Annotated in this window: 17 protein-coding genes and 3 pseudogenes; 13 read left to right on the forward strand and 7 right to left on the reverse strand. The window is 42.7% G+C overall.

The genetic code is table 11. The features are described 5' to 3' along the window. Nucleotides 1-88: 88 nt before the first annotated feature. From JNUCC1_RS11010 to JNUCC1_RS11025, 4 genes are all read right to left on the reverse strand, one after another. Nucleotides 89-1,213: an IS4 family transposase gene (locus JNUCC1_RS11010; RefSeq protein WP_156643541.1), complete on the reverse strand. Its 1,125-nt coding sequence runs from the start codon at nt 1,211-1,213 to the stop codon at nt 89-91. 607 nt (nt 1,214-1,820) lie between these two features. Further along, a complete protein-coding gene (locus JNUCC1_RS11015) occupies nt 1,821-3,104 on the reverse strand; it encodes an IS110 family transposase (protein WP_156645274.1) in 1,284 nt (427 codons plus the stop codon). A gap of 87 nt (nt 3,105-3,191) precedes the next feature. Continuing rightward, nucleotides 3,192-3,659 carry an ImmA/IrrE family metallo-endopeptidase gene (locus JNUCC1_RS19265; RefSeq protein ID WP_331713754.1) on the reverse strand — a complete coding sequence of 156 codons (468 nt, stop codon included), beginning with the start codon at nt 3,657-3,659 and terminating at the stop codon, nt 3,192-3,194. 124 nt (nt 3,660-3,783) lie between these two features. Continuing rightward, a complete protein-coding gene (locus JNUCC1_RS11025) occupies nt 3,784-4,161 on the reverse strand; it encodes a helix-turn-helix domain-containing protein (protein ID WP_138603503.1) in 378 nt (125 codons plus the stop codon). A 171-nt stretch (nt 4,162-4,332) separates the two neighbouring features. Here JNUCC1_RS11025 and JNUCC1_RS11030 point away from each other — a divergent pair, with 171 nt between their 5' ends. The 7 genes and pseudogenes from JNUCC1_RS11030 to cax form a co-directional block, all read left to right on the forward strand. Next, nucleotides 4,333-4,533 (forward strand): helix-turn-helix domain-containing protein, encoded by a 201-nt coding sequence (locus JNUCC1_RS11030; RefSeq protein ID WP_156645570.1) that lies wholly within the window; start codon nt 4,333-4,335, stop codon nt 4,531-4,533. Nucleotides 4,534-4,592: 59 nt separating this feature from the next. Further along, a complete protein-coding gene (locus tag JNUCC1_RS11035) occupies nt 4,593-4,904 on the forward strand; it encodes a hypothetical protein (RefSeq protein ID WP_138603505.1) in 312 nt (103 codons plus the stop codon). Nucleotides 4,905-4,953: 49 nt separating this feature from the next. Then, nucleotides 4,954-5,334: pseudogene (locus tag JNUCC1_RS11040) on the forward strand (phage replisome organizer N-terminal domain-containing protein); the annotation flags it as partial. 72 nt (nt 5,335-5,406) lie between these two features. Then, nucleotides 5,407-6,968, forward strand: a pseudogene (locus JNUCC1_RS11045) (IS3 family transposase). A gap of 108 nt (nt 6,969-7,076) precedes the next feature. Beyond that, the gene (locus tag JNUCC1_RS11050) at nt 7,077-7,769 is read left to right on the forward strand and encodes a reverse transcriptase domain-containing protein (protein ID WP_331713755.1); all 693 of its coding nucleotides are present in this window, start codon (nt 7,077-7,079) and stop codon (nt 7,767-7,769) included. A 2-nt stretch (nt 7,770-7,771) separates the two neighbouring features. Next, the gene (locus JNUCC1_RS18720; RefSeq protein WP_231784192.1) at nt 7,772-7,936 is read left to right on the forward strand and encodes a hypothetical protein; all 165 of its coding nucleotides are present in this window, start codon (nt 7,772-7,774) and stop codon (nt 7,934-7,936) included. A gap of 386 nt (nt 7,937-8,322) precedes the next feature. Next, a pseudogene (gene cax / locus JNUCC1_RS11055) lies at nt 8,323-8,970 on the forward strand (calcium/proton exchanger); the annotation flags it as partial. A gap of 81 nt (nt 8,971-9,051) precedes the next feature. Here the strand turns inward: cax and JNUCC1_RS11060 are convergent. Further along, nucleotides 9,052-10,176: an FAD-dependent oxidoreductase gene (locus tag JNUCC1_RS11060; protein ID WP_156645571.1), complete on the reverse strand. Its 1,125-nt coding sequence runs from the start codon at nt 10,174-10,176 to the stop codon at nt 9,052-9,054. Nucleotides 10,177-10,288: 112 nt separating this feature from the next. After that, entirely contained in the window at nt 10,289-11,644 is a 1,356-nt protein-coding gene (locus JNUCC1_RS11065) for a sodium-dependent transporter (RefSeq protein WP_156645572.1), read from the reverse strand. Between the two features lie 113 nt (nt 11,645-11,757). Here JNUCC1_RS11065 and cls point away from each other — a divergent pair, with 113 nt between their 5' ends. Then, nucleotides 11,758-13,188 (forward strand): cardiolipin synthase, encoded by a 1,431-nt coding sequence (gene cls / locus JNUCC1_RS11070; RefSeq protein ID WP_156645573.1) that lies wholly within the window; start codon nt 11,758-11,760, stop codon nt 13,186-13,188. A gap of 414 nt (nt 13,189-13,602) precedes the next feature. On the opposite strand, the gene JNUCC1_RS11075 is transcribed toward cls, so the two are convergent. Continuing rightward, the gene (locus JNUCC1_RS11075) at nt 13,603-14,601 is read right to left on the reverse strand and encodes an ABC transporter substrate-binding protein (protein ID WP_156645574.1); all 999 of its coding nucleotides are present in this window, start codon (nt 14,599-14,601) and stop codon (nt 13,603-13,605) included. A 251-nt stretch (nt 14,602-14,852) separates the two neighbouring features. On the opposite strand from JNUCC1_RS11075, the gene JNUCC1_RS18255 reads away from it, so the two are divergent. The 5 genes from JNUCC1_RS18255 to JNUCC1_RS11095 all read left to right on the forward strand — a co-directional run bounded on the left by JNUCC1_RS18255 (nt 14,853) and on the right by JNUCC1_RS11095 (nt 19,951). Beyond that, nucleotides 14,853-15,500, forward strand: coding sequence for an amidohydrolase family protein (locus JNUCC1_RS18255; protein WP_197431716.1), 648 nt, complete (start codon nt 14,853-14,855; stop codon nt 15,498-15,500). Continuing rightward, nucleotides 15,497-16,081, forward strand: coding sequence for an amidohydrolase family protein (locus tag JNUCC1_RS18260; protein ID WP_197431792.1), 585 nt, complete (start codon nt 15,497-15,499; stop codon nt 16,079-16,081). The genes JNUCC1_RS18255 and JNUCC1_RS18260 overlap by 4 nt, the downstream gene beginning before the upstream one ends. 248 nt (nt 16,082-16,329) lie before the next feature. Further along, a complete protein-coding gene (locus JNUCC1_RS11085; protein WP_156645575.1) occupies nt 16,330-17,496 on the forward strand; it encodes a hydroxymethylglutaryl-CoA synthase in 1,167 nt (388 codons plus the stop codon). A gap of 434 nt (nt 17,497-17,930) precedes the next feature. Next, nucleotides 17,931-18,452 (forward strand): cytochrome C oxidase subunit II, encoded by a 522-nt coding sequence (locus JNUCC1_RS11090; RefSeq protein WP_156645576.1) that lies wholly within the window; start codon nt 17,931-17,933, stop codon nt 18,450-18,452. Between the two features lie 17 nt (nt 18,453-18,469). After that, on the forward strand, nt 18,470-19,951 hold the full coding sequence (locus tag JNUCC1_RS11095; protein WP_156645577.1) for a cbb3-type cytochrome c oxidase subunit I: 1,482 nt from the start codon (nt 18,470-18,472) through the stop codon (nt 19,949-19,951). The last annotated feature ends 13 nt before the right edge of the window (nt 19,952-19,964 follow it).

Genomic DNA, 19,964 nt, shown 5'->3' on the forward strand with positions numbered 1-19,964 from the left:
CGAAAAAAGTTAAAACACCGAATTAAAGGTAGTAAACATCCATTTTTTTACTATGGCTAACGGCAGAAACAACAAGGACAAAGACGTTTTACGGGATACCTTTCCCTTCGATTTTTTTCAACCATATATAAGCTGGCTTCCACAGGGATGCTTTTAAATAGCGACTTATCTGCAAGTAGCTTCGATGGCTGCCTGTGTACAATTGAACCAATACGTTCAAGCAATACACAATCATTGCGATATAGACCTGGTTGTGGACAGCTTGTTCACTGTATCCGTAAAACTTTTTGATGCTCAAATGCTGCTTCATCCATTTGAAGAATAGTTCAATGGCCCATCTTGATCGATAGATGTCGGCGATTTCATCGGCATCCAAATCAAAGCGGTTCGTCAGTAGTGTAAGCTCATTGCCTTTTGTGTCAAACAATTTTAGTCTGCGAAACACGTTTTCCGAACGGTTTTGGGGTGATCCAATGACAACCATTTCATCCGATAACACATTCGATTCCTCTGGTAGTGAAAACGTCTCAAGTACACGTACGACGGCATTCTTACGCAAGCGAGAAACAAAGAAAAAGCCTTCGTCAGTCATACGATCGAAACGTTCATAATCCAGGTAACCGCGGTCAAATACGTACATGCAGGCCTTGTCGTCGACAAGAACTTCCAGTTGCCCACGATCATGGTGGACCGCATTGGTGATTACAGCTTGATCTGGATAAGAATGCCCTTCTTCCATAAACACCAGCCGTAAGTGAAGTTTGACACCTGACTTTGTTTGCCGGAATTCAGCCCAGTTATGGTTCGTCAGATTAAGCGGCAATGTGCTAGAATCAATGATTTTTAACGGCGTTGTAACTTGTCTTCGCTGTTGAAACTGTGTTTTCGCATGGATTTGGGAAATCAAATCCAGAAAAATGGTTTGAAAGAAAGCCGTAGGCACTTGGTTAAGCCGGCGACCCAGTTGTGAAAAACTGATTGTGTCCAAACCTGCCGATCGTTGAAGTTCTTCTGAGAAAACAGCGTCGCTCAGAGCCCGTAAACTCTCTATTTCATGGAGTTGGGCGTACAACAGTAATGACATAAACGAATCCATGTAGAGCTTTTTCGTATAATGGTCCAGTCGATGCAGACTTACTTGTTCTTCAAATAAAGCTTGATTAATTGGTGCTAACCATTGTTTGAATGATGTTTTTCGTGTAGACTTATCCATGTGTATGTCCTTTGTAATGGATTTGGATAGGTTACTACCACACCAACCATTATAAAGGATTTTTTTATGTCCGTACACGGATTCAAGAAGATTCCGTTTTTTGAATGACATTGTTGCATTTTAATGCGACGCTAGTGCCTCCCTCTATATAATTAAAATATCTCTAAAATGCTCTTACTTTCTTAGAATTACTCAAACACTTCATTGACATATTGAATGCGGGTTGAGTATCAGGTGTTGATTTCGGAAATTTCGGACGTAGTCTATGCCATCCTAACGCCCAAATTGTGAACATTTGGTGACAAGAGACGTGATAACCGTGCTGAAAATCTCCACACAACTTATGGTCGCTCACCCTCCCATGTATCACGGGATTATTATCCATACATTCCTTCGTCCTGCGTATCCACAAGGTGGAGGTCGGAAATGCTCCTTAGCTGGGTCTATTGCCCGAATGGGTTAAATAAGCTCCGACTCTGCACTATTGGTGTTTGTTCAATCCTAAGGCCATCAGATGCATTTGTTGAAACATCCCAAATGAATTAAAAAGGTTTATTAATCGCTCATTCAGAACCACTTATCTACGTGGAGTAGTTAACATCAATATTCATGCCACCTGACTTGTTTGTAATTCAGGTAGTCCTTGTAGTAGTTTACTTCCATCAAATTCACACTGCTTCGTGCCAATGGCGAATAAGACACGTATCAACTTACCGCACAAAGCGATCAGAGATTGTTGCTTTTTCAAAGGACGATCGGGACGCGTGGTGTAATAATGATGCAATGTCTTGAACGTCGAATTATGTGCTACCAGTGGGCGCACAGCTAAATAGATCGCTCTTCTCAATCGCTTGCGTCCACGCTTGTCTATTCGTGTTTGCCCTTTGAATTTACCCGAGCTGTGTTCTTTTAAGGATAGACCAGCCATACTTACAATTTGCTGGGGATGACTGTAGTTGGAGAGGTCTCCGACCTCGGCGAAAAACGTGGCCACTGTCGTGGGACCAATGCCTTTAATAGCCATCATTTCTTTAGCTCCAGGTAGATCTGTTATAAGTGTTTCGATCTCTTTATCCAATGACACAAGTTGTTGGTTGTACAATTCATATTGATCAAGCAGAGTCTGTAATTCCTGCCTGGCAAAGCGCAAACCTATCTGAACACCAATGCTTTTCTGGGCAGCTTGGACAAGCTGATTGGCACGTTTGATGCCCACACCACTTTTAACGACTGTTTTCCACGTTGAAAGCACGTCTTCAGGGGTCATATCCTGAATATCAGATGGGAATGGGAATTCACGCAGTGTACAAATAGCTGTCTTACCATTCCAGTCATTAAACACATCATCAAACTCCGGAAAATACCGTTGTATGGCGTTTTGGATGCGTCCTTCGACAATCATCAGCTGTTTGGTGAGTTGATCTCGTAATTTAATCCCTTCCCTTAACTCGGCATAAACACCGTCAAGAAGGTTCGGTACAGAGTATCGACCATCCTTAACCATCTGTGCAATAACACGTGCGTCTTTCGTATCATTTTTTGTGGGCGAATTGTCGTCCAGCTCTTTGCTTTTTTTAACATGCATCGGGTTAACTAACACAAAGTCATAACCTTTGGCGTTCAGGTAGTAGGCTAGACTCTTCCAAAAGTGGCCAGTCGGTTCAACGCCAAACATGACATGTGTCTTTTGGTTTTCCTCTTGAAGCCTAGCTACCCAATCAAGCAGCTTTTGATAACCGTGTATTCGATTTTCAAAGATCAATCGTTTGCCAAATTCAATACCTCGATAATCTTGTGCGCGAGCTACGTGTTTGTCTTTTGCGATGTCAATCCCCACGATCAATGTGGATTCTGTGATTTGCGCGATTTTGTGATTTTGGTTATAATTCATTGCGAGTCCTCCTTGGTATTTATTTAATTCGGGGTCATGATCATGACACCCTGTACTATACCAAGAGGGCTCTTTTCTGTTCAAACCTCAAATTTCTTCATTACAGGAATGCTCCTTATATAGTTTGTTTTGATACATTTCTAATCGTCTAACAGCGAAATCATATTCAACGTTAAATAAATTCATAATGGTGTCTATCGAGATATAGTCTGTTTTATGTAACATAAAAGTTGGTACGCAGAAATGGTAAGCAAAATGATTGGCTTGCCATTCCTGCATGTCTAAAAACAAACGATGCAAAGTTAGATGATTTCCACAATGCCTCAAATAATGACCAACTTCGTGACCAAATAACTGCCATTCTCGCTGCTTTGTCGATTTTTGTATTACTAAATCATTTCCGAAACGGAGACTGAATTTGCCGTAATAAATATTTAAATTAAGCCTCTTAGCAATATTATCAATTATTAATTGTTCTGGTCTATTGATGCGGAGAAACTTGTACAAATTCTGTATATAGTCTTCAAGATGAGTATTAATATAACAACCCTCCACAAGAACATATGTTCTAATTAAATATAAAAATAAAGGTATACAATTATATGTACACCATGTGATTTCCGATTTTCCTAAATTCGCTTATCTTCAGTTACTATAGTCTCCGTATTTGGCTGTAGAATTACTTTTTTCCTTTTTTCCTTTTAAAATGGAGATATTCAATTGTATCAAGCACTTCTCTTCTTTCTTCATCAGACATGTTTTTCCAATTGTTGAACATTAAGTCAGTTTGTGGATCATTTAATAATTCTTTTAGTTCCTCATCAACCCCCTTGATAGGATCGTCTGTTCTTCCATGAAGATAGTCCGTATCAATATCGAATAAATCAGCAATTTGATTAATGATGTCCAGAGGTGGTGTTTTAGTACCACGTTCATAAGCTGTATAGGTGACTCTAGCCACCCCTATTTTCTCAGCAACATATTGTTGGGTCCATTTTTTGTCAGTTTTCTTTAGTTCTTCTCTATAATTTTTTAGACGTTCAGAAAGGACACTCATATATTATCACTACTTTCCACCTACTACCTACATTATAAAGGTTTCTTTCAGTAACTTCATCCTTTGTTCCTAAAAGTATAACAAAAATTATAATTATTGTTGGCAAGTTCCTTTTAGTAACATAATATTATAAGTATAATGTTTCCTTAGGGAACATAAAGGAGGTGCGAAATGAGATTTTGGCTTAAAGAAATTCGGGGTAAAAGGGGATACACCCAAAATGAAGTTTCTTGTTTATCTGAGATTTCAAGAAGTCATTACACTCGTATAGAACGAGGAACAAAAAAGCCCTCTGTTGATACAGCGAAAAATATTGCTAATTCATTGAGGTTTAACTGGGTAAAATTTTTTATTAATGATTGTCCCAGATAGGAACAAAACGAGTGATGTTATTTGAATTAAAAACTTACATTTTAAGGATGGTGACGAGAATGCCAAGCACAACATTCAGCTCGGAAGAAATACAAACGTTCGTAAACGAAATCAAAAAACAATTGGTGCCGATCCTCGTTGAAGAATTAAAGGAATCAGAATTGCCACCATTGCTAACAAGAAAACAATTCATGGATATTACAGGGGTTGGTCCTACTAAGTGTAATGAGTTATTCAACCGTGGAGATTTCCCAGTCACGAGGGAGTTAGGTCATCCTAAAGTGCCTACAAAGATGTTTTTCGATTGGTTATACGCATCAGCACAGAATGTACAAGAAGTGCGTATGAAGTATCCATACAGCGCCATTTAAAATATATTAAGTAAAGAAACATGTCCCAAACAGGTAAGGAGAGATAGTAATGCAAGATCTGAAATGGATTAAATTAGATATATCTATGTTTGAGGATGAAAAAATTAAATTGATAGAACAAATGCCAGAAGCAGATACCATTCTGATTATTTGGGTGAAATTATTGGCACAAGCAGGGAAAACCAATGCAAATGGATATATTTATTTAAATGAAAATATTCCATACACAGAAGAAATGCTCGCTACGATATTCGGTAGACCAGTTAATACTGTAAGGCTTGCATTAAATGCTCTACGTGAATTTGGAATGATTCACATTGATGAAGATTCTTTTATACACATTACAAATTGGAAAAAACACCAGAATGTTGAAGGGATGGAAAGGGTAAGGCAACAGAATAAATTGAGAAAACAAAAGCAAAGGGAACGCCCCCTCTGTTAGGATAGTTGTCGTACGAGGCAAGCGTGGTATGATTAACTAAATAACACGGAGGTCATCGTAATGACAAATAATGGGATACGTTATTCAGAAGAACGAAAGGCTGCGATAGTGAAGCGGATGATGCCACCACAAAATGAATCCGTAAAGGCATTAAGTGAGGAAGTAGGTATTTCCGACGCAACGTTGTATAAATGGCGGAAAGAGGCCAGGGAGTCAGGTGCGGCAACACCTGGAAACGGACAAAACAGCGACCGTTGGTGCAGTGAAGATAAGTTTTTGATTGTTATGGAAACATATGCCATGAATGAGGAGGAGATAGCGGAGTATTGCCGCAAGAAAGGCTTGTACCGTGAACAGATTAATGCTTGGCAACAAGTTTGCCTTCAGGCAAACGGCAATGCTTTTAACCAAGCCAAAGCGTTAACTGGACAACTAAAAGAGGAAAAACAGCGATCCAAAACATTGGAAAAGGATCTTCAAAAAAAGGAGAAGGCGCTGGCAGAAGCTGCCGCATTGTTACTCCTAAGAAAAAAGGCCCGAGCGATTTGGGGGGACCAAGAGGACGAATGATAGGCCCACCAGATCGCGCACGTGCCGTGGAATTGATTCAAGAAGCTAATCGAAATGGCGCACGTCTTTCAAAGGCATGTGAAGAATTGCATATTCATGTGCGGACCTATCAGCGGTGGGTGTCTGAAGGCGATGTCAAAGTCGATCAACGCCCGCATGCCAAACGGCCCACGCCTAAAAATAAACTATCGGAAGAAGAAAGGGCAGAAATTTTAGAAGTTGTGAACCGAGAAGAATATGCCGATTTACCTCCTACTCAGATTGTGCCGCAACTGGCCGATCAGGAGAAGTATATCGCATCTGAATCGACCTTCTATCGCGTACTGCGTGAAGAAGAAATGCAGAATCATCGTGGCCGCAGTCAGAAGCCCAAAAGACGGGTTCCTGAAAGCCATCTAGCAACTGCGCCGAACCAAGTTTGGACATGGGATATCACATGGCTTGGGGGGCCTGTGAAAGGACTGTTCTACCGACTGTATTTGATTCTTGACCTGTTCAGTCGCAAAGCTGTGGGTTGGGAAGTATGGGAATCAGAGGAGGCCCAATACGCTGAGAAACTCGTAAAGAAAGCTGTGCTTAAAGAGGGGATAAAAGGCAGCCCTTTGGTACTACACTCTGATAATGGCAGCCCTATGAAGGCCGCGACATCCCTTGGGTTACTTGAGACCTTGGGCATTCAAAGCTCGTTCTCTAGGCCGCGCGTAAGCAATGACAATCCATTTTCGGAGGCAATGTTCCGCACACTTAAGTACCGTCCTGAGTTCCCTCATAAAGGGTTTGCTTCCTTGGAGGATGCGAGAAAGTGGGCAGGACAGTTTATTAAGTGGTACAACGAGGTTCATTTACACAGCGGTTTAAATTTCGTGACCCCTGCACAATGCCATAGTGGAGAATTTAAAGATATATTGGCAAAAAGGCATGACGTATATGAACAAGCAAAGCAACATCATCCAGAACGCTGGGGCGCAAGAAACACAAGGGATTGGTCACCTCATGAAGAGGTTGCATTGAATCCTATGCGTGAAGAGACTTTATTGGCTATAGGAGATTAATAGAATGGGTTTTTTATCACCTGATGATTTGAAATGAAAGAATGGTTTTCCCTTTCATTTCAAATCATCAGGGCAGCAAGCAAAGCGCGGTAGCTATGGTCATATGGCGTGAAATTTAAAGAAGCTAAACTGCTTCATGCGACAACTATGTTGACAAACACCGACATCAAGTGTCATAGACCCAAGCCGGCTTATCGAACTTATCTCAAAAAGAAAAACGGGAAGCTTAGACCTCTAGGAATACCGACCATGAAAGATAGAATTTATCAAAACATTGCTAAGTTAGCCCTTGAACCACAGTGGGAAGCAAAATTTGAACCAACTTCTTACGGTTTTAGACCTAAAAGAAATTGTCATGATGCAATCCAAAGAATTCACACCACTGTTGGTAATAAGAAGGTGTGGATATTTGAAGGCGACTTTAAAGGTTGTTTCGATAACTTAAACCATGACTATATCCTTGAACAAATTAAAGGGTTTCCAGCCTTTAATGTAATAGCGAAGTGGCTAAAAGCAGGTTTTGTAGATAACAATGTATTCCATGAATCAGAAGATGGAACTCCTCAAGGTGGCATTATTTCACCACTTCTAGCCAATATCGCACTACATGGTCTAGAAAATTTATTTAACATAAAATACCGAAAGGTAAAGAGGAAAACTAAAACATCTTACGAAAATCTGGCTAAGTTTGCCGTTACTAAATATGCTGATGACTTCGTCATCATGTGCGAATCCGAGGAAGATGCTTATGGTTTATACAATAAATTGAAGCCGTACCTGGAAACCAGGGGCTTGAGTTAGCAATGGACAAAACGAAAATAACGCATATTGAAGAAGGGTTTGATTTCTTAGGTTTCAATATAAGAAAATACAAAACTCATAATGGTAGTAAAGTTCTTACCAAACCTTCCAAAGATAGCTGGTCTTATGTCAAGAATTCGGACAAGTTAAATGTAGAAATTTCTTAGCTTAACGATTTAACGAAGTCCACCACCCTTGACCTTGTTTGTGTCCATGGTAGTGTTCTTGTGGCGGATAGGAGAAATTCAGCCTTTAGGGCTCCATCCGCACAGCCAGCGTACCATGGACAATCACTTCTAAGTTCCGCTGTTGGGGCCCCGACCCCTAACAGCGATCACTAAGAAGTGGCACAGCGGTCAAGGGCAAGCAGCTCCGCTGTGGTTATACCGCCAAACCTGAGTAGTGGCTCATTTCCCTGACAACAATTCTTTAACTTGCGAAATTAGCCTCGAAGTCAAATGGTGATACCATTCCACAATATCCATGAATTCTAACGGTGTTGTAAAATGCTTCTATATACTCAAACATCAGTTCATGGCCGTGTTTCAGATTTTTAATAGTTGCGTTTGTTATACCGGAAGTTTTTACGCAAAATATGGGTAGCGGTGACACAATGATTCTCAGTGTAGGTATTTCCATCATATTAATTGTGGCGTATCTGGCGGCGTTATTATTTAAGTTCGTGACACACCGAGGAATTTATCAAAAACAAGAGAATGAAACTGAGGAAAAAGAAGAGCCCCACTGGGGAAAAGGAAAAGCATTCACAGTTCTTGGGGTGTCAACGATCGCTGTTGCCTATATATCAGAAAACCTGGTTGGTACCTTTGAAGTCATTGGTACTGTGTTTGGGTTTTCTGAGTTATTTATCGGGGTCATCATCGTTGCTGTAGTCGGAAACGCTGCTGAACATGGGTCAGCAGTCATTATGGCATTTAAAAATAAGATGAACGTAGCCATTGAAATTGCGGTCGGTTCCACGCTGCAAATCGCTATGTTTGTGCTGCCGGTCCTTGTATTAATGTCTTTAATGTTTTCGACCTCAATGCCGCTTGTGTTCACATGGCCAGAGTTGACCAGTATGGTTGCGGGTGTACTGTTAGTGGTAATGCTTATGAATGACGGTGAATCGAACTGGTTTGATGGCATGATTTTACTGGCGGCTTATCTCATTATGGGGATCGGATTCTATTTAATATAAGTCGAAGTGTCAATGAGACATTCAATTAAATTACAAAAAAAGAGGCAGAGGAACGGGGCGATCCCGACCTCTGCCTCTTTTTTAAGGCTGTCTATATGACCGGCTGAACCATTGACCGGATTGGACCATTTGCTGTACTTTGTTTAAACGCATTGATTCATATTTTTTGAGAGCTTCAGAGGCAGCGTTACCTTGGATGCCTTTTGCCACACATTTGCCCAAATCGGCGGCATCTTGCAATGATTCGTTGAAGCCGCTTGCTGTAATGGGCGCAGGAACATGGCCTGCGTCACCGATCAATGCCATACGTCCCTTTACAAGCGTGTCTGGGATATATTCTTTAATGGGTATCCCAGTAAGATCACGGGTTTGAATGGCGTGGAGTGCTGCAGCTGACCATGGTTGGGGCCACTTTACCTTGGCTTGTTGGGCCATGTCTTGCAGTGTTCCTTCTGGAATGTCGGCGCCTTTGAGAGAGTGGTGCACCACGTCCCCTTTTACACAGCCGAGGCGGCGTAAGAGATCATTTCGGGTGTTGTCATACCATGTACACCCAACCCGCCGATCCACGGAAGAATCATCTTGCTTGGCCAAAATGGACCCAAAGAAAAAGCCGTTGTTGATGCCGTTTAGCATCGTCACCCCTGGCTTCATATCATAAGGGCGGTGTTCTTCTGGTAGATTATCTTCTTTAACTGATGCAAACCATACGAGATAGCCGGAAAAGGTGGCGTTTGGTTTGTGTGGTGCGATATGTCCTCTAACCATGCTGCGGTGGCCATCTGCTCCGATTAAAATATCTCCGTAAATGAGTTCACCACTATCAGTTTCAGCCCAAGCAGCGTCCTCATTTTGCCCGACTGACTTAATACGAGTGCTATAGCGCAGATCGATTTGGGCGTAGGACTGAGCTTCATTGCGAAGGCGGGATTCTATAAATGACCAATGCTGGATGGACCTCTTCCCGCCGGAAGCGAGTTTTCTCAGCAATTTAGCGGTCTTGGAACGATCAAATAGACCTCCGTCCACTTGTAGCCCAGCACCGCCTTTTCTGTCTTCGCGGGCTTTTTCAAATATCGTGACGTTTAAACCTTCTCTGGCTAGTGCAATACCCGTCATCAATCCGGAAAGTGACCCACCGACGATGATAGCAGACCTTCCATCTGGACGTTTTTCGGGAGCTTGATGTGATGTTCCGTTTTGCACGATTTTTTCCTCCTAGAGTGTAAAACTCGATACATACGCTGATACAACATGAAATTATAAGTGATTGTAGAGTAGCATATACCATTGATTGCTGGAATTCAATCAGACAAGCTTATTGCAATTTCAAGACACCAATGACGTCCAAAAATACGATAATAATGGCCACTGGAACGACATATTTAATCATCATAAACCAGAGTGCGAATATCTTTTTACCAAGTGTAGACCCAGTCTTGAACTCCGTCTCCAAAACCTTTCTGGGCACTGCAAACCCGGTAAAAATAGAAATGGCAAGGGCGCCGAGCGGCATCAGGATATTTGATACGAGATAATCAGATAGATCAAACATGGTTTTATCAAACAGGGTGACATCACTTAGAACACCAAACGACAGAGCTGCGGGAATGCCAGCAAGAAAAATGCAGATCCCGATGATCCACGTTGTTTTCCTTCGCTGTTCGTGCTTGTCTTTTGTGAAGGCTGCAACGATGATTTCCACCATTGAAAAAGCAGAAGTGAAGGTCGCGAATAGAAACAGCAAGAGAAATATGAACAGAAACAAACTTCCTAATGGCATTTGGTTAAATACCGCCGGGAGGACCACAAACAATAAACCAGGTCCTGCTTCTGGTTCCAGTCCAAAAGAAAATACCGCCGGAAAAATGGCTAGCCCCGCTAGCAACGATATAAATATATTCATTAGAACAACAGTAAAAGCTGATTTTGGCAGATCCTCTTTTTTAGAAAGATAAGAGCTATAAGTAACCATCACAGAAACGCCCACACTAATTGAAAAGAACGACTGCCCAAGAGCGAACAGAATCGACTTTGAGTTCAAGCTGGAGAAGTCCGGATATAGGAAGAACGAAATGCCTTCTCCAATATTGTCCAGGGTCAAAGATCGGATGATGAGAATGACAAAAGCAATGAACAATGCAGGCATCATAATTTTGCTGGCGCGCTCAATGCCTTTTTGGACACCTTTAGCTACAACCATGATTGTGATGACCATAAATATCAATTGGGCAAAGACCGTAACGAACGGATTCGCAATGATCTCATTAAATTGCGTTCCGTACTCGTTTCCGGCAAGTCCTGATAAATGCCCGGCTGCTGTTTCAAATAAATAGAGTAATATCCACCCGCCAACAACACTATAAAAAGACAGCAAGATGAAGCATGTGATCATGCCAAGTATTCCGATATAATGCCACTTTTTATCGGGAGCGAAAGTCTGATAGGCTCCGATGGCATCTTTCTGCGAGCCGCGTCCGATCGTGAATTCCGCCAGTAAAATTGGCATGCCGATAAATAAGGTGAACACAATAAAAACGAGAAAAAATGCTCCTCCGCCGGACACGCCCGTCATGTACGGGAACTTCCAAATTGCACCGAGGCCGATCGCAGAGCCTGCTGTTGCAAGAATAAATCCGAGTTTCGAGGTCCATTGTTCTGGTTGATGTTTCATGGCTGCCTCCTTATGAGTGACATAGATTAAAGTATCCATTATATTGAAAGAATAGGGAAATGAAAAGTGGAAGCGGACATTTTACAGAAGAGAAAATATAGAGGAGGTTGTGCATGGCTATTTCTTCACTTATCTTGGGTAATTTATTTATTGTTAATATTATATTTGCCTTTGTCATCATTTTTTTCGAACGTCAGAATGCCAGTACCACTTGGGCATGGTTGATGGTATTGGTCTTTTTACCTATTGTTGGTTTTATACTCTATCTCATATTCAATCAGAATTTCAGACGAAAGCGCATGTTTGAGTGGCCAGACCAGGAGAAGGTTGGGATCAAAGACAGAATCAACGAACAACTTGAAGCAATTGAACAAAACGATTTTGCATTTAAAAGTGGAATAACAGAAGCCTATAAAGATCAAATTTATATGCACCTTAAGAATGACGGAGCGATTCTAACTGAAGACAATAAAGTTGATATTTTCACAGACGGACGGGAGAAATTTGATGCCTTGCTGGAGGACATCAGGCAAGCAACAGACCATATCCATGTCCAGTATTACATTATTCATGATGATGGCTTGGGTACGGAACTGATTGAAGCCGTTACGGAAAAAGCGAAAGAGGGAGTGGATGTTCGGGTACTCTATGATTATATGGGCTCCAGAGGTGTATCTTCTCACTTTTATAAAGCGCTGAAGGAAGCAGGTGGCCTTGTGGAAGTCTTTTTCCCGCATTTTCATCTGAACTATCGGAACCACCGAAAGCTGGTTATTATTGATGGCAAAGTTGGATATGTAGGCGGTTTTAACGTTGGGGATGAGTATTTGGGATTGGATGAAAAATTTGGCTATTGGCGTGATACGCATCTTCGGACAGAGGGGAATATGGTCCATGCTTTGCAGACGCGCTTCATTCTGGATTGGAATCAAGCGTCTAAAAAACATGATTTCGCATATGAGCAGCGGTTTTTTCCGGAAATGGCTGGAACTGGACATGTAGGAGCGCAAATTGTCTCCAGTGGTCCGAATAATGAGTGGCAGCAGATCCGCAATGGCTATTTGAAGATGATACAATCGGCGCGTAAGTATATCTACCTGCAGACGCCGTACTTTATACCGGGGGATACGGTGCAGGATGCGTTGGAAATTGCTGCGCTCTCAGGCGTTGACGTGCGGATTATGATCCCGGATAAGCCGGACCACATGTTTGTGTACTGGGCGACGCTTTCAAACATTGGGGGGCTGCTTAAAGCGGGGGCCAAAGTATACGTATATGAAAATGGGTTCGTTCATGCGAAAACGCTGGTGACAGACGATGCGGTGGCGTCCGTGGGCACGGCGAATTTTGATATCAGGAGTTTCAGTTTGAACTTTGAGGTCAATGCTTTCCTCTATGATGATCAAACAGCCCGTGCTTTACGACAAGCTTTCGAAAAAGACATCCACCGATCTAAACAATTGACACTCGAAGCATACCAACAACGCTCCCTAACCATCAAAATTAAAGAATCCATCTCCCGCCTCCTCTCACCAGTACTATAGATAAAAAACCAAGAGGTACCTGTCACTTCCCGAAATATGTCGAATGTATTGTGAAGGGCTAGTTCATAGAGTTTTCTAATTGAAGAGGGAGCGTTCCTTGTTGAGGGGGGAGGCTCTACTGTTCGTGTGATAGAAAAGGAGTTTGGTTGGATAGATTGTGCTCTTGCTTTGATAGAAAGCGCTCTTCCTTTGACAGAGCGCACTCTTGCTTGGATAGGAGATGAGTTTCCTCTGATAGAAGGCACTTTTGCTCGGATAGAGGGTGTTCTTGCTCTGATAGAATTGCTTCCTCATATAAATGCCATCATATTCGACAAAAACCGGGAAGTGACAGGCACCATGAGGCACCACAAAGGCGCTACGGAGTCATGAAAAAAGCAGCGGGCGCATTGCGCCCGCTGCTTTTTTGAGATTTTATTTAAGTGATTCTTTAACTTTTTCAGCGACGTCGTCTGAGACCCAGCTGGTCCATACGTCTTCATGTTCTTTCATCCACCAGATGGCTGCTTCTTCTTCGGAAGCGTCGTTGTCATTCATGTAGTTCAACGCCTCTTCAGTCAGGTCAGTGCTGGTTTCATAGTTTTTAAGAAAATCTACAACTTCAGGTGCTTGATCAGGGAGATCTTTGTGAACAGCTACCACCACATCGTTTGGCGGGAAGGCCGTACCTTTATCCTCATCCCACTGCTCTCGGTCAAATTCAGGCTCCTCAAGCAATGTCAGATCGTATTTCGCTGTGCCCCATGTCGGTGACCAGTAGTAGCCCACCCATGCATCACCGGATTCATAGGCAGAAACGAGGTCGGCAACTGCAGCTGAATCGGATCCTGGAATAAAGTCATTCATCGTTTCATCCAGTCCGTATGTGTCAAACTTCTCCGAGATAGCTTCCTGCACAGCCCAGCCGCTTGGCCCATTAATAATACGGCCACGTCCGGGATCTTCAGGATCTTCAAATACTTCTGGATACTTTTTCAAGTCTTCCACTGTCTGGAGATCCGGAGCCATTGGTTCAATACCGCGCTCTTCGTCTCCTTCAATCACATATGTCGGCACATACAAGCCCTGGTTATTGTCGTCAAAGTTGGTGGAGACTCTTTCAATATCTCCTGCATCAATCGCCTCTTCGTATACTTCTTTAATGTTATCGGTCCAGACCTCCATGTAGGCGTTGATGTCACCTTCCCTGAGACCTTGAACCGTAGCAGCGGTTGATCCTGAGGTCACATCGGTATCATAGCCGAATCCTTCCTCAATGATCTTCTGAGCAATATGATTATGGACACGAATGCTGTCCCATCCTGCATCAGCGAAAGTGATGGTTTCAATTTCTTTGTCACTGTCTCCTCCGCATGCTGCCAGTACTGCTGACATTAACATAGCGATTACTAGTAAAAATATTTTTTTCTTCATCTCTTAACCCCTTTTACTTAATGTAATATATCCACTCTTAAGAATATCGATAGTTTGAAATTTTATCAAATGGGTTATAGGGCCAGATTAGACGGTAAATACGGGGATAAAGATATATTGAATAGATCAACAGCCCTTTTCTGCCAAATATTACTATTTACTCACTAGAACGAGTGTCTATGGTACTCTTACTTAGTATCTCATTCTTTGTAGGCTAAATCAGTACTCATACATTTAAAGGAGGAATTTTCATGGATCTCATCATAAATCAAGCCAAACTTGAAGAAGGCACAACACTTAAGGACATCGCCATTAAAGATGGCAAGATTGTTGTGATTGAAGAAAACCTTGAGCAATCAGCTGATCGCGTGATCGATGCCAACGGAAAAGTGGTTATTCCCGGTCTTGTCGAAAGTCACATCCACTTAGATAAAGCATTAATTGCCGACCGTCTGCCGAATAAATCTGGCACATTACAGGAAGCACTCAATGTCACAGCAGAACTGAAACCGACTTTTACCAAAGAGGATATCCAGGACCGTGCTGAACGGACCCTGGAAATGCTTATTAAGCATGGTACAACCCATGTTCGTACACATGCTGAATTTGATCCAGCCCAAGGCTTTACCGGATTTGACGTGATCATGGATCTGAAAGAAAAATACAAAGACCTTGTCGATATTCAAGTGGTTGCTTTTCCACAGGAAGGTGTTTTGAAAGCGCCGGGCACTGAAGAAATGATGTATGAGGCCATGGACAAAGGTGCAGATGTTGTTGGAGGTATCCCATACAACGACACACCTCCACACGATCATATTGACTTGATCTTTGAGATCGCAAAAAATACGACAAGCCCATTGATTTCCACCAGGATTTCAAAGACGATGCTGAAGGTATGACAATTGAATATATTTGTGACAAAACCATTGCTGAAGGCTTTGTAGGCCGCGTGTCTGTTGGGCATCTGACCAGTTTGGGTGCATTGCCTAAAGAACAGCTTGATCCCATCATCGAAAAGATGGCCAAAGCCCAGATTAGCGTGATGAGTCTGCCTGCCACTGACCTTCACCTCGGCGGACGCAAAGATGAATACAACGTGCGTCGTGCTTTGACCCCGATCCGTCAATTAAGAGACGGCGGCGTCAACATGTGCATCGCCACCAACAACATCCGCAACGCGTTCACGCCGTATGGCACAGGTGACGTCATGCTAACGGCCATGCTCGCAATTCCTGCTGCACATTTGGGCGGAGCAGCAGACCTGCCGATCGTATTGCCAATGATTACAACTAACCCGGCAAAAGCACTTGGCATCACAGACTATGGCGTTAAAATTGGCAACACAGCCAACCTTGTCTTGCTCGATACCGAATACGTTACAAATGCTGTGATTGATTTACCAACCCGATTGGCCGTTGTAAAAGGAGGAAAAGTGACTGTAGAGACGGAGAAAACTGTTACGATTAATCCTGATTTGTAGGGCATATAGACCACGTAGAAATAGCTCCCGAGTATGGGAGTTGTTTTTTTGAAGCTAAGATGACAGTTTTTAAGAATAATTGAGTCTCGCTGGCAGTCTTTTCCCTTATTAAAGTGGTTGTTTTATGCGGTATAATGTACTATTATTAATCTTATTGAGTACTTACACGCTTATTTGTGAATGAAATCACAATATGGTATCGCATAATGTATTAGACACTTTAAACACCATCGAAAGGGGATATCATCATGACGATAGGTATCGATAAAATCGGCTTTTATACACCACATTTGTATGTGGATATGAATGATTTAGCAGAAGCCCGTGACGTTGATCCGGGAAAATTCACGATTGGAATTGGACAGGAGAAAATGGCCGTGGCTCCGCTTACACAGGACCCGGTGACCTTGGCTGCGAATGCAGCCTGGGAGATCATTGACGATCAGGACCGCGACGCGATTGATTTTGTCATTTTTGCGACAGAGTCCGGTATCGATCATTCGAAATCAGCAGCGATTTATGTGCATCAGCTGCTCGGCCTTAAGTCCGGGGCACGTTGTATTGAGGTGAAACAAGCTTGTTATGGTGCGACAGCTGCCATTCAAATGGCAAAAGGACATGTGGCACTGCATCCGGAGAGTAAAGTGTTAGTACTTGGTTCGGACATTGCCAGATATGGGTTGAATACAGGGGGAGAAGTGACCCAGGGTGCCGGTGCTGTGGCATTATTAATTGGACAGGACCCTAGAATCATGACGCTTGAAGAACCAAGTGTGTATGCCACAGAGGATATCATGGACTTTTGGCGTCCGGTCTATTCTGAGATGGCCTTTGTTGATGGCAAATTTTCCAATGAACAGTATTTGGCGTTCTTCAACCGGGTATGGGAACAATATAAGTCGGAATCGGGTTTGGCTTTAAAAGACTTTGCAGCAATCTGTTTTCACTTACCCTATACAAAGATGGGCTTGAAAGCATTGCGAACGATTCTTGATGAGGGGGACGAAGCCGTTCAAGAGCGGCTGAAAGCAAATTTCCAAATGAGCCAACACTATAATAGAAACGTGGGTAACATATATACTGGTTCACTCTATTTAAGCTTGCTGTCTTTGCTTGAGTTGCAAGATGAATTGAAAGCCGGTGACAGAATTGGACTCTACAGTTATGGGTCAGGAGCTGTAGGTGAATTCTTCAGCGGCATTCTCCAGCCTGATTACAAGCAACATTTGCATGTTCAGGACCATAAAGCAATGCTCAATTCGAGAGAAGCATTAACCGTCGCAGAATACGAAGACATCTTCAAAAGCACGCTCCCAACAGATGGAACTACAGTGGAGCTGGATGTGGAACAAGACCCCGCCCCGATCGTCCTAGCAAGCCTAGCCGATCACAAACGCCAGTACCTCAGTCGATAGGGGTGCCTGTCACTTCCCGAAATATGTCGAATATTATTTTCAACGGGTTTGAGTAATGATCATTTGCATACATGAAAACAAAAAAAGCTCCTTTGCTGTAATCAAGCAAAAGAGCTTTTTTGTGTTGTGCCTGTATAATGTTCGACAAAAACCGGGAAGTGACAGGCACTTTTTTTTCCTCTCTTTCTCCTCTCTTTCTCCTTTCTTTCTCCTTTTTTCCTTCCATTTTTCTTTTCATTTTTTCTTTTTTGATTTCCCTATATGCATAGTGGAAATGGGGTGAAGTTGGGGGGATGAGGGTTGGGGGTGCTGGTGAGTGAGAGGCTTGCTGTGACAGTGATTTGGCTCACTTGTCATGGGGCGGGGGAGTTGTATAATGACGTCAGCTAATGGACGATATTTTCCATTAACTTCATATAAATGGGGGTTATGTAATGGTTCAAATGATGGCGTGGATTGTAAGTCTCGTATTTATGATTGCGGTTGCTGTTGTGTTTGGTGTGGTTGCTTTGAAGTCACGAGAAAGAGCGTATGAACCTATTAAAAAGAAATGGTATAAGGCAAGGTCTTTCTATGCAATGACATTGGTGGTTTTCATGCTTGTAATCACCATCTATACATTAAGAGAACTACCTTATAATCAACCAGTATATGGACAAGGAAATGAACCGGTTATCGTCGATGTTGAAGCTTTGCAATTCGGATGGGACATGAGTGAAACAACGTTCAAAGTTGGAGAACCGGTAGAATTCCATGTAACGAGCAGAGACGTGAACCATGGTTTTGGCATTTATGACGAAGAAATGAATTTGCTCGCTCAAACCCAGGCTATGCCTGACTATATGAACAAAGTATATATGACATTCGACGAGCCTGGAACTTACGACATACTGTGTCTGGAGTATTGTGGGCTCGCTCACCATATGATGGTTTCACAAATTGAGGTGACGGAATAATGAAGGAGGGATTGGGAATGAAACAACAACAGATCAATAAAGGAGCAGGGTCTGGGCATCGGATGATGGCAACGTATTTAACAGTCGGAGGCATTGTAATCGGTATCATGATGATGTTTGGCATTTTGATGTTAATGGCCCAAAGCGGGATGCTCGACTTATCTCCAGCTGCTTTTTATCAGTTCTTGACGATACACGGAACAGGGATGGTAGGTGCAGCGGCGCTGGCTGCGGCTGCGATCATGTGGTATTTTCTAAAAGATTATGTCCAATTATCCAAACATATCTTTACACTTAATCTTGTGCTTTTTCTCTTGGGTGTACTCATGGTTTCGGTTGGTGTTTTTTCATTTGAATATGCCAGCAGCTGGACGTTTTTATATCCGCTTCCAGCACTGTCAGGAAATGCCTGGGGAACAGCCGGAGCGTTACTTTATCTGTTTGGCATGTTGATTTTAGGCATTGGATTCCTGTTGTTTTATATTGATAGCGGCAGAGCCATTATTAAAAAGTACGGCAGTCTTGGCAAAGGCCTCGGCTGGGACGTGATCACTGGTAAAAAAGCAGAAAAAGATGCACCATCAGGCACAGTTGTAGCGAGCACCATGGTCACAATAGTCAATGTCACAGCTCTGACGGCAGGTGCTACGGTTTTAATTATGAACATCATTAATGTGGTCAATCCAGCTTTTACATTCGATCCATTACTTGCAAAAAACCTCACCTATGCATTTGGCCATATTTTTGCAAACTCTATTATTTATATGGGCGTTATAGCGGTCTATGAGATCTTGCCTCGGTATACGGGTCGGCCTTGGAAAGCGAATAAAGCCTTTCTCATCGCTTGGACCATGTCAACCTCTTTTACTCTGGTTATTTACACGCACCATATGCTTATGGATTCAGTCATGCCTAAATGGATGCTTGTCATGGGGCAAATCCTTTCATATGCCAATGGGTTGCCGGTGCTTGTCATAACGGCATACGGAGCATTAATGATCGTGTATAAATCAGGCATCAAATGGGATATGGCTTCAGGTTTGATATTCTTGTCCATGTTCGGGTGGACTGTGGGTGTTGTCCCGGCAATTGTGGATGCCACGATTGTTGTCAACCATGTCATGCATAATACGAAATGGGTGCCTGGACACTTCCATATGTACATGGGGCTGGGAGCTGTTGTCATGATCTTTGGTTTCATGTATTACCTTTCAAAAGTTGACAAAGGCATGAAGACCAACAAATTGGACCACATCGGTTTTGTGAGCTACATCCTGGCGCTTTTAGGTGTGAGCGGCAGCTTCCTGGTATCAGGCGCATTAAGCACCCCGCGCCGCTGGGCTACTCATTTTCCGGAATGGATGGCACCGGCTGCGTTTGGAGCTGTTGCGGGTGTACTGGGCGTTATAGCGGTAACCATATTTGTGGTGCATTTTATTCGCTATTTGCGTATGAAAGAGCGCAATACAGAGGAAATGAACATAGACATACCAGCTTAAAAGTTTGGGGGTG

Source organism: Lentibacillus sp. JNUCC-1 (genome assembly GCF_009741735.1).
In the GTDB taxonomy this organism is placed as follows: Bacteria; Bacillota; Bacilli; order Bacillales; family Amphibacillaceae; genus Lentibacillus_B.

What these genes read in the sequence shown, in the direction of transcription:
- JNUCC1_RS11015 (WP_156645274.1), bottom strand. Translation starts at nt 3,104, where the DNA reads ATGAATTATAACCAAAATCACAAAATCGCGCAAATCACAGAATCCACA.
- cls (WP_156645573.1), top strand. Translation starts at nt 11,758, where the DNA reads ATGGCTATTTCTTCACTTATCTTGGGTAATTTATTTATTGTTAATATT.
- JNUCC1_RS11095 (WP_156645577.1), top strand. Translation starts at nt 18,470, where the DNA reads ATGAAACAACAACAGATCAATAAAGGAGCAGGGTCTGGGCATCGGATG.
- JNUCC1_RS18255 (WP_197431716.1), top strand. Translation starts at nt 14,853, where the DNA reads ATGGATCTCATCATAAATCAAGCCAAACTTGAAGAAGGCACAACACTT.
- JNUCC1_RS18720 (WP_231784192.1), top strand. Translation starts at nt 7,772, where the DNA reads ATGGACAAAACGAAAATAACGCATATTGAAGAAGGGTTTGATTTCTTA.
- JNUCC1_RS11035 (WP_138603505.1), top strand. Translation starts at nt 4,593, where the DNA reads ATGCCAAGCACAACATTCAGCTCGGAAGAAATACAAACGTTCGTAAAC.
- JNUCC1_RS11010 (WP_156643541.1), bottom strand. Translation starts at nt 1,213, where the DNA reads ATGGATAAGTCTACACGAAAAACATCATTCAAACAATGGTTAGCACCA.
- JNUCC1_RS11065 (WP_156645572.1), bottom strand. Translation starts at nt 11,644, where the DNA reads ATGAAACATCAACCAGAACAATGGACCTCGAAACTCGGATTTATTCTT.
- JNUCC1_RS11075 (WP_156645574.1), bottom strand. Translation starts at nt 14,601, where the DNA reads ATGAAGAAAAAAATATTTTTACTAGTAATCGCTATGTTAATGTCAGCA.
- JNUCC1_RS11090 (WP_156645576.1), top strand. Translation starts at nt 17,931, where the DNA reads ATGGTTCAAATGATGGCGTGGATTGTAAGTCTCGTATTTATGATTGCG.
- JNUCC1_RS11025 (WP_138603503.1), bottom strand. Translation starts at nt 4,161, where the DNA reads ATGAGTGTCCTTTCTGAACGTCTAAAAAATTATAGAGAAGAACTAAAG.
- JNUCC1_RS11030 (WP_156645570.1), top strand. Translation starts at nt 4,333, where the DNA reads ATGAGATTTTGGCTTAAAGAAATTCGGGGTAAAAGGGGATACACCCAA.
- JNUCC1_RS11085 (WP_156645575.1), top strand. Translation starts at nt 16,330, where the DNA reads ATGACGATAGGTATCGATAAAATCGGCTTTTATACACCACATTTGTAT.
- JNUCC1_RS18260 (WP_197431792.1), top strand. Translation starts at nt 15,497, where the DNA reads ATGACAATTGAATATATTTGTGACAAAACCATTGCTGAAGGCTTTGTA.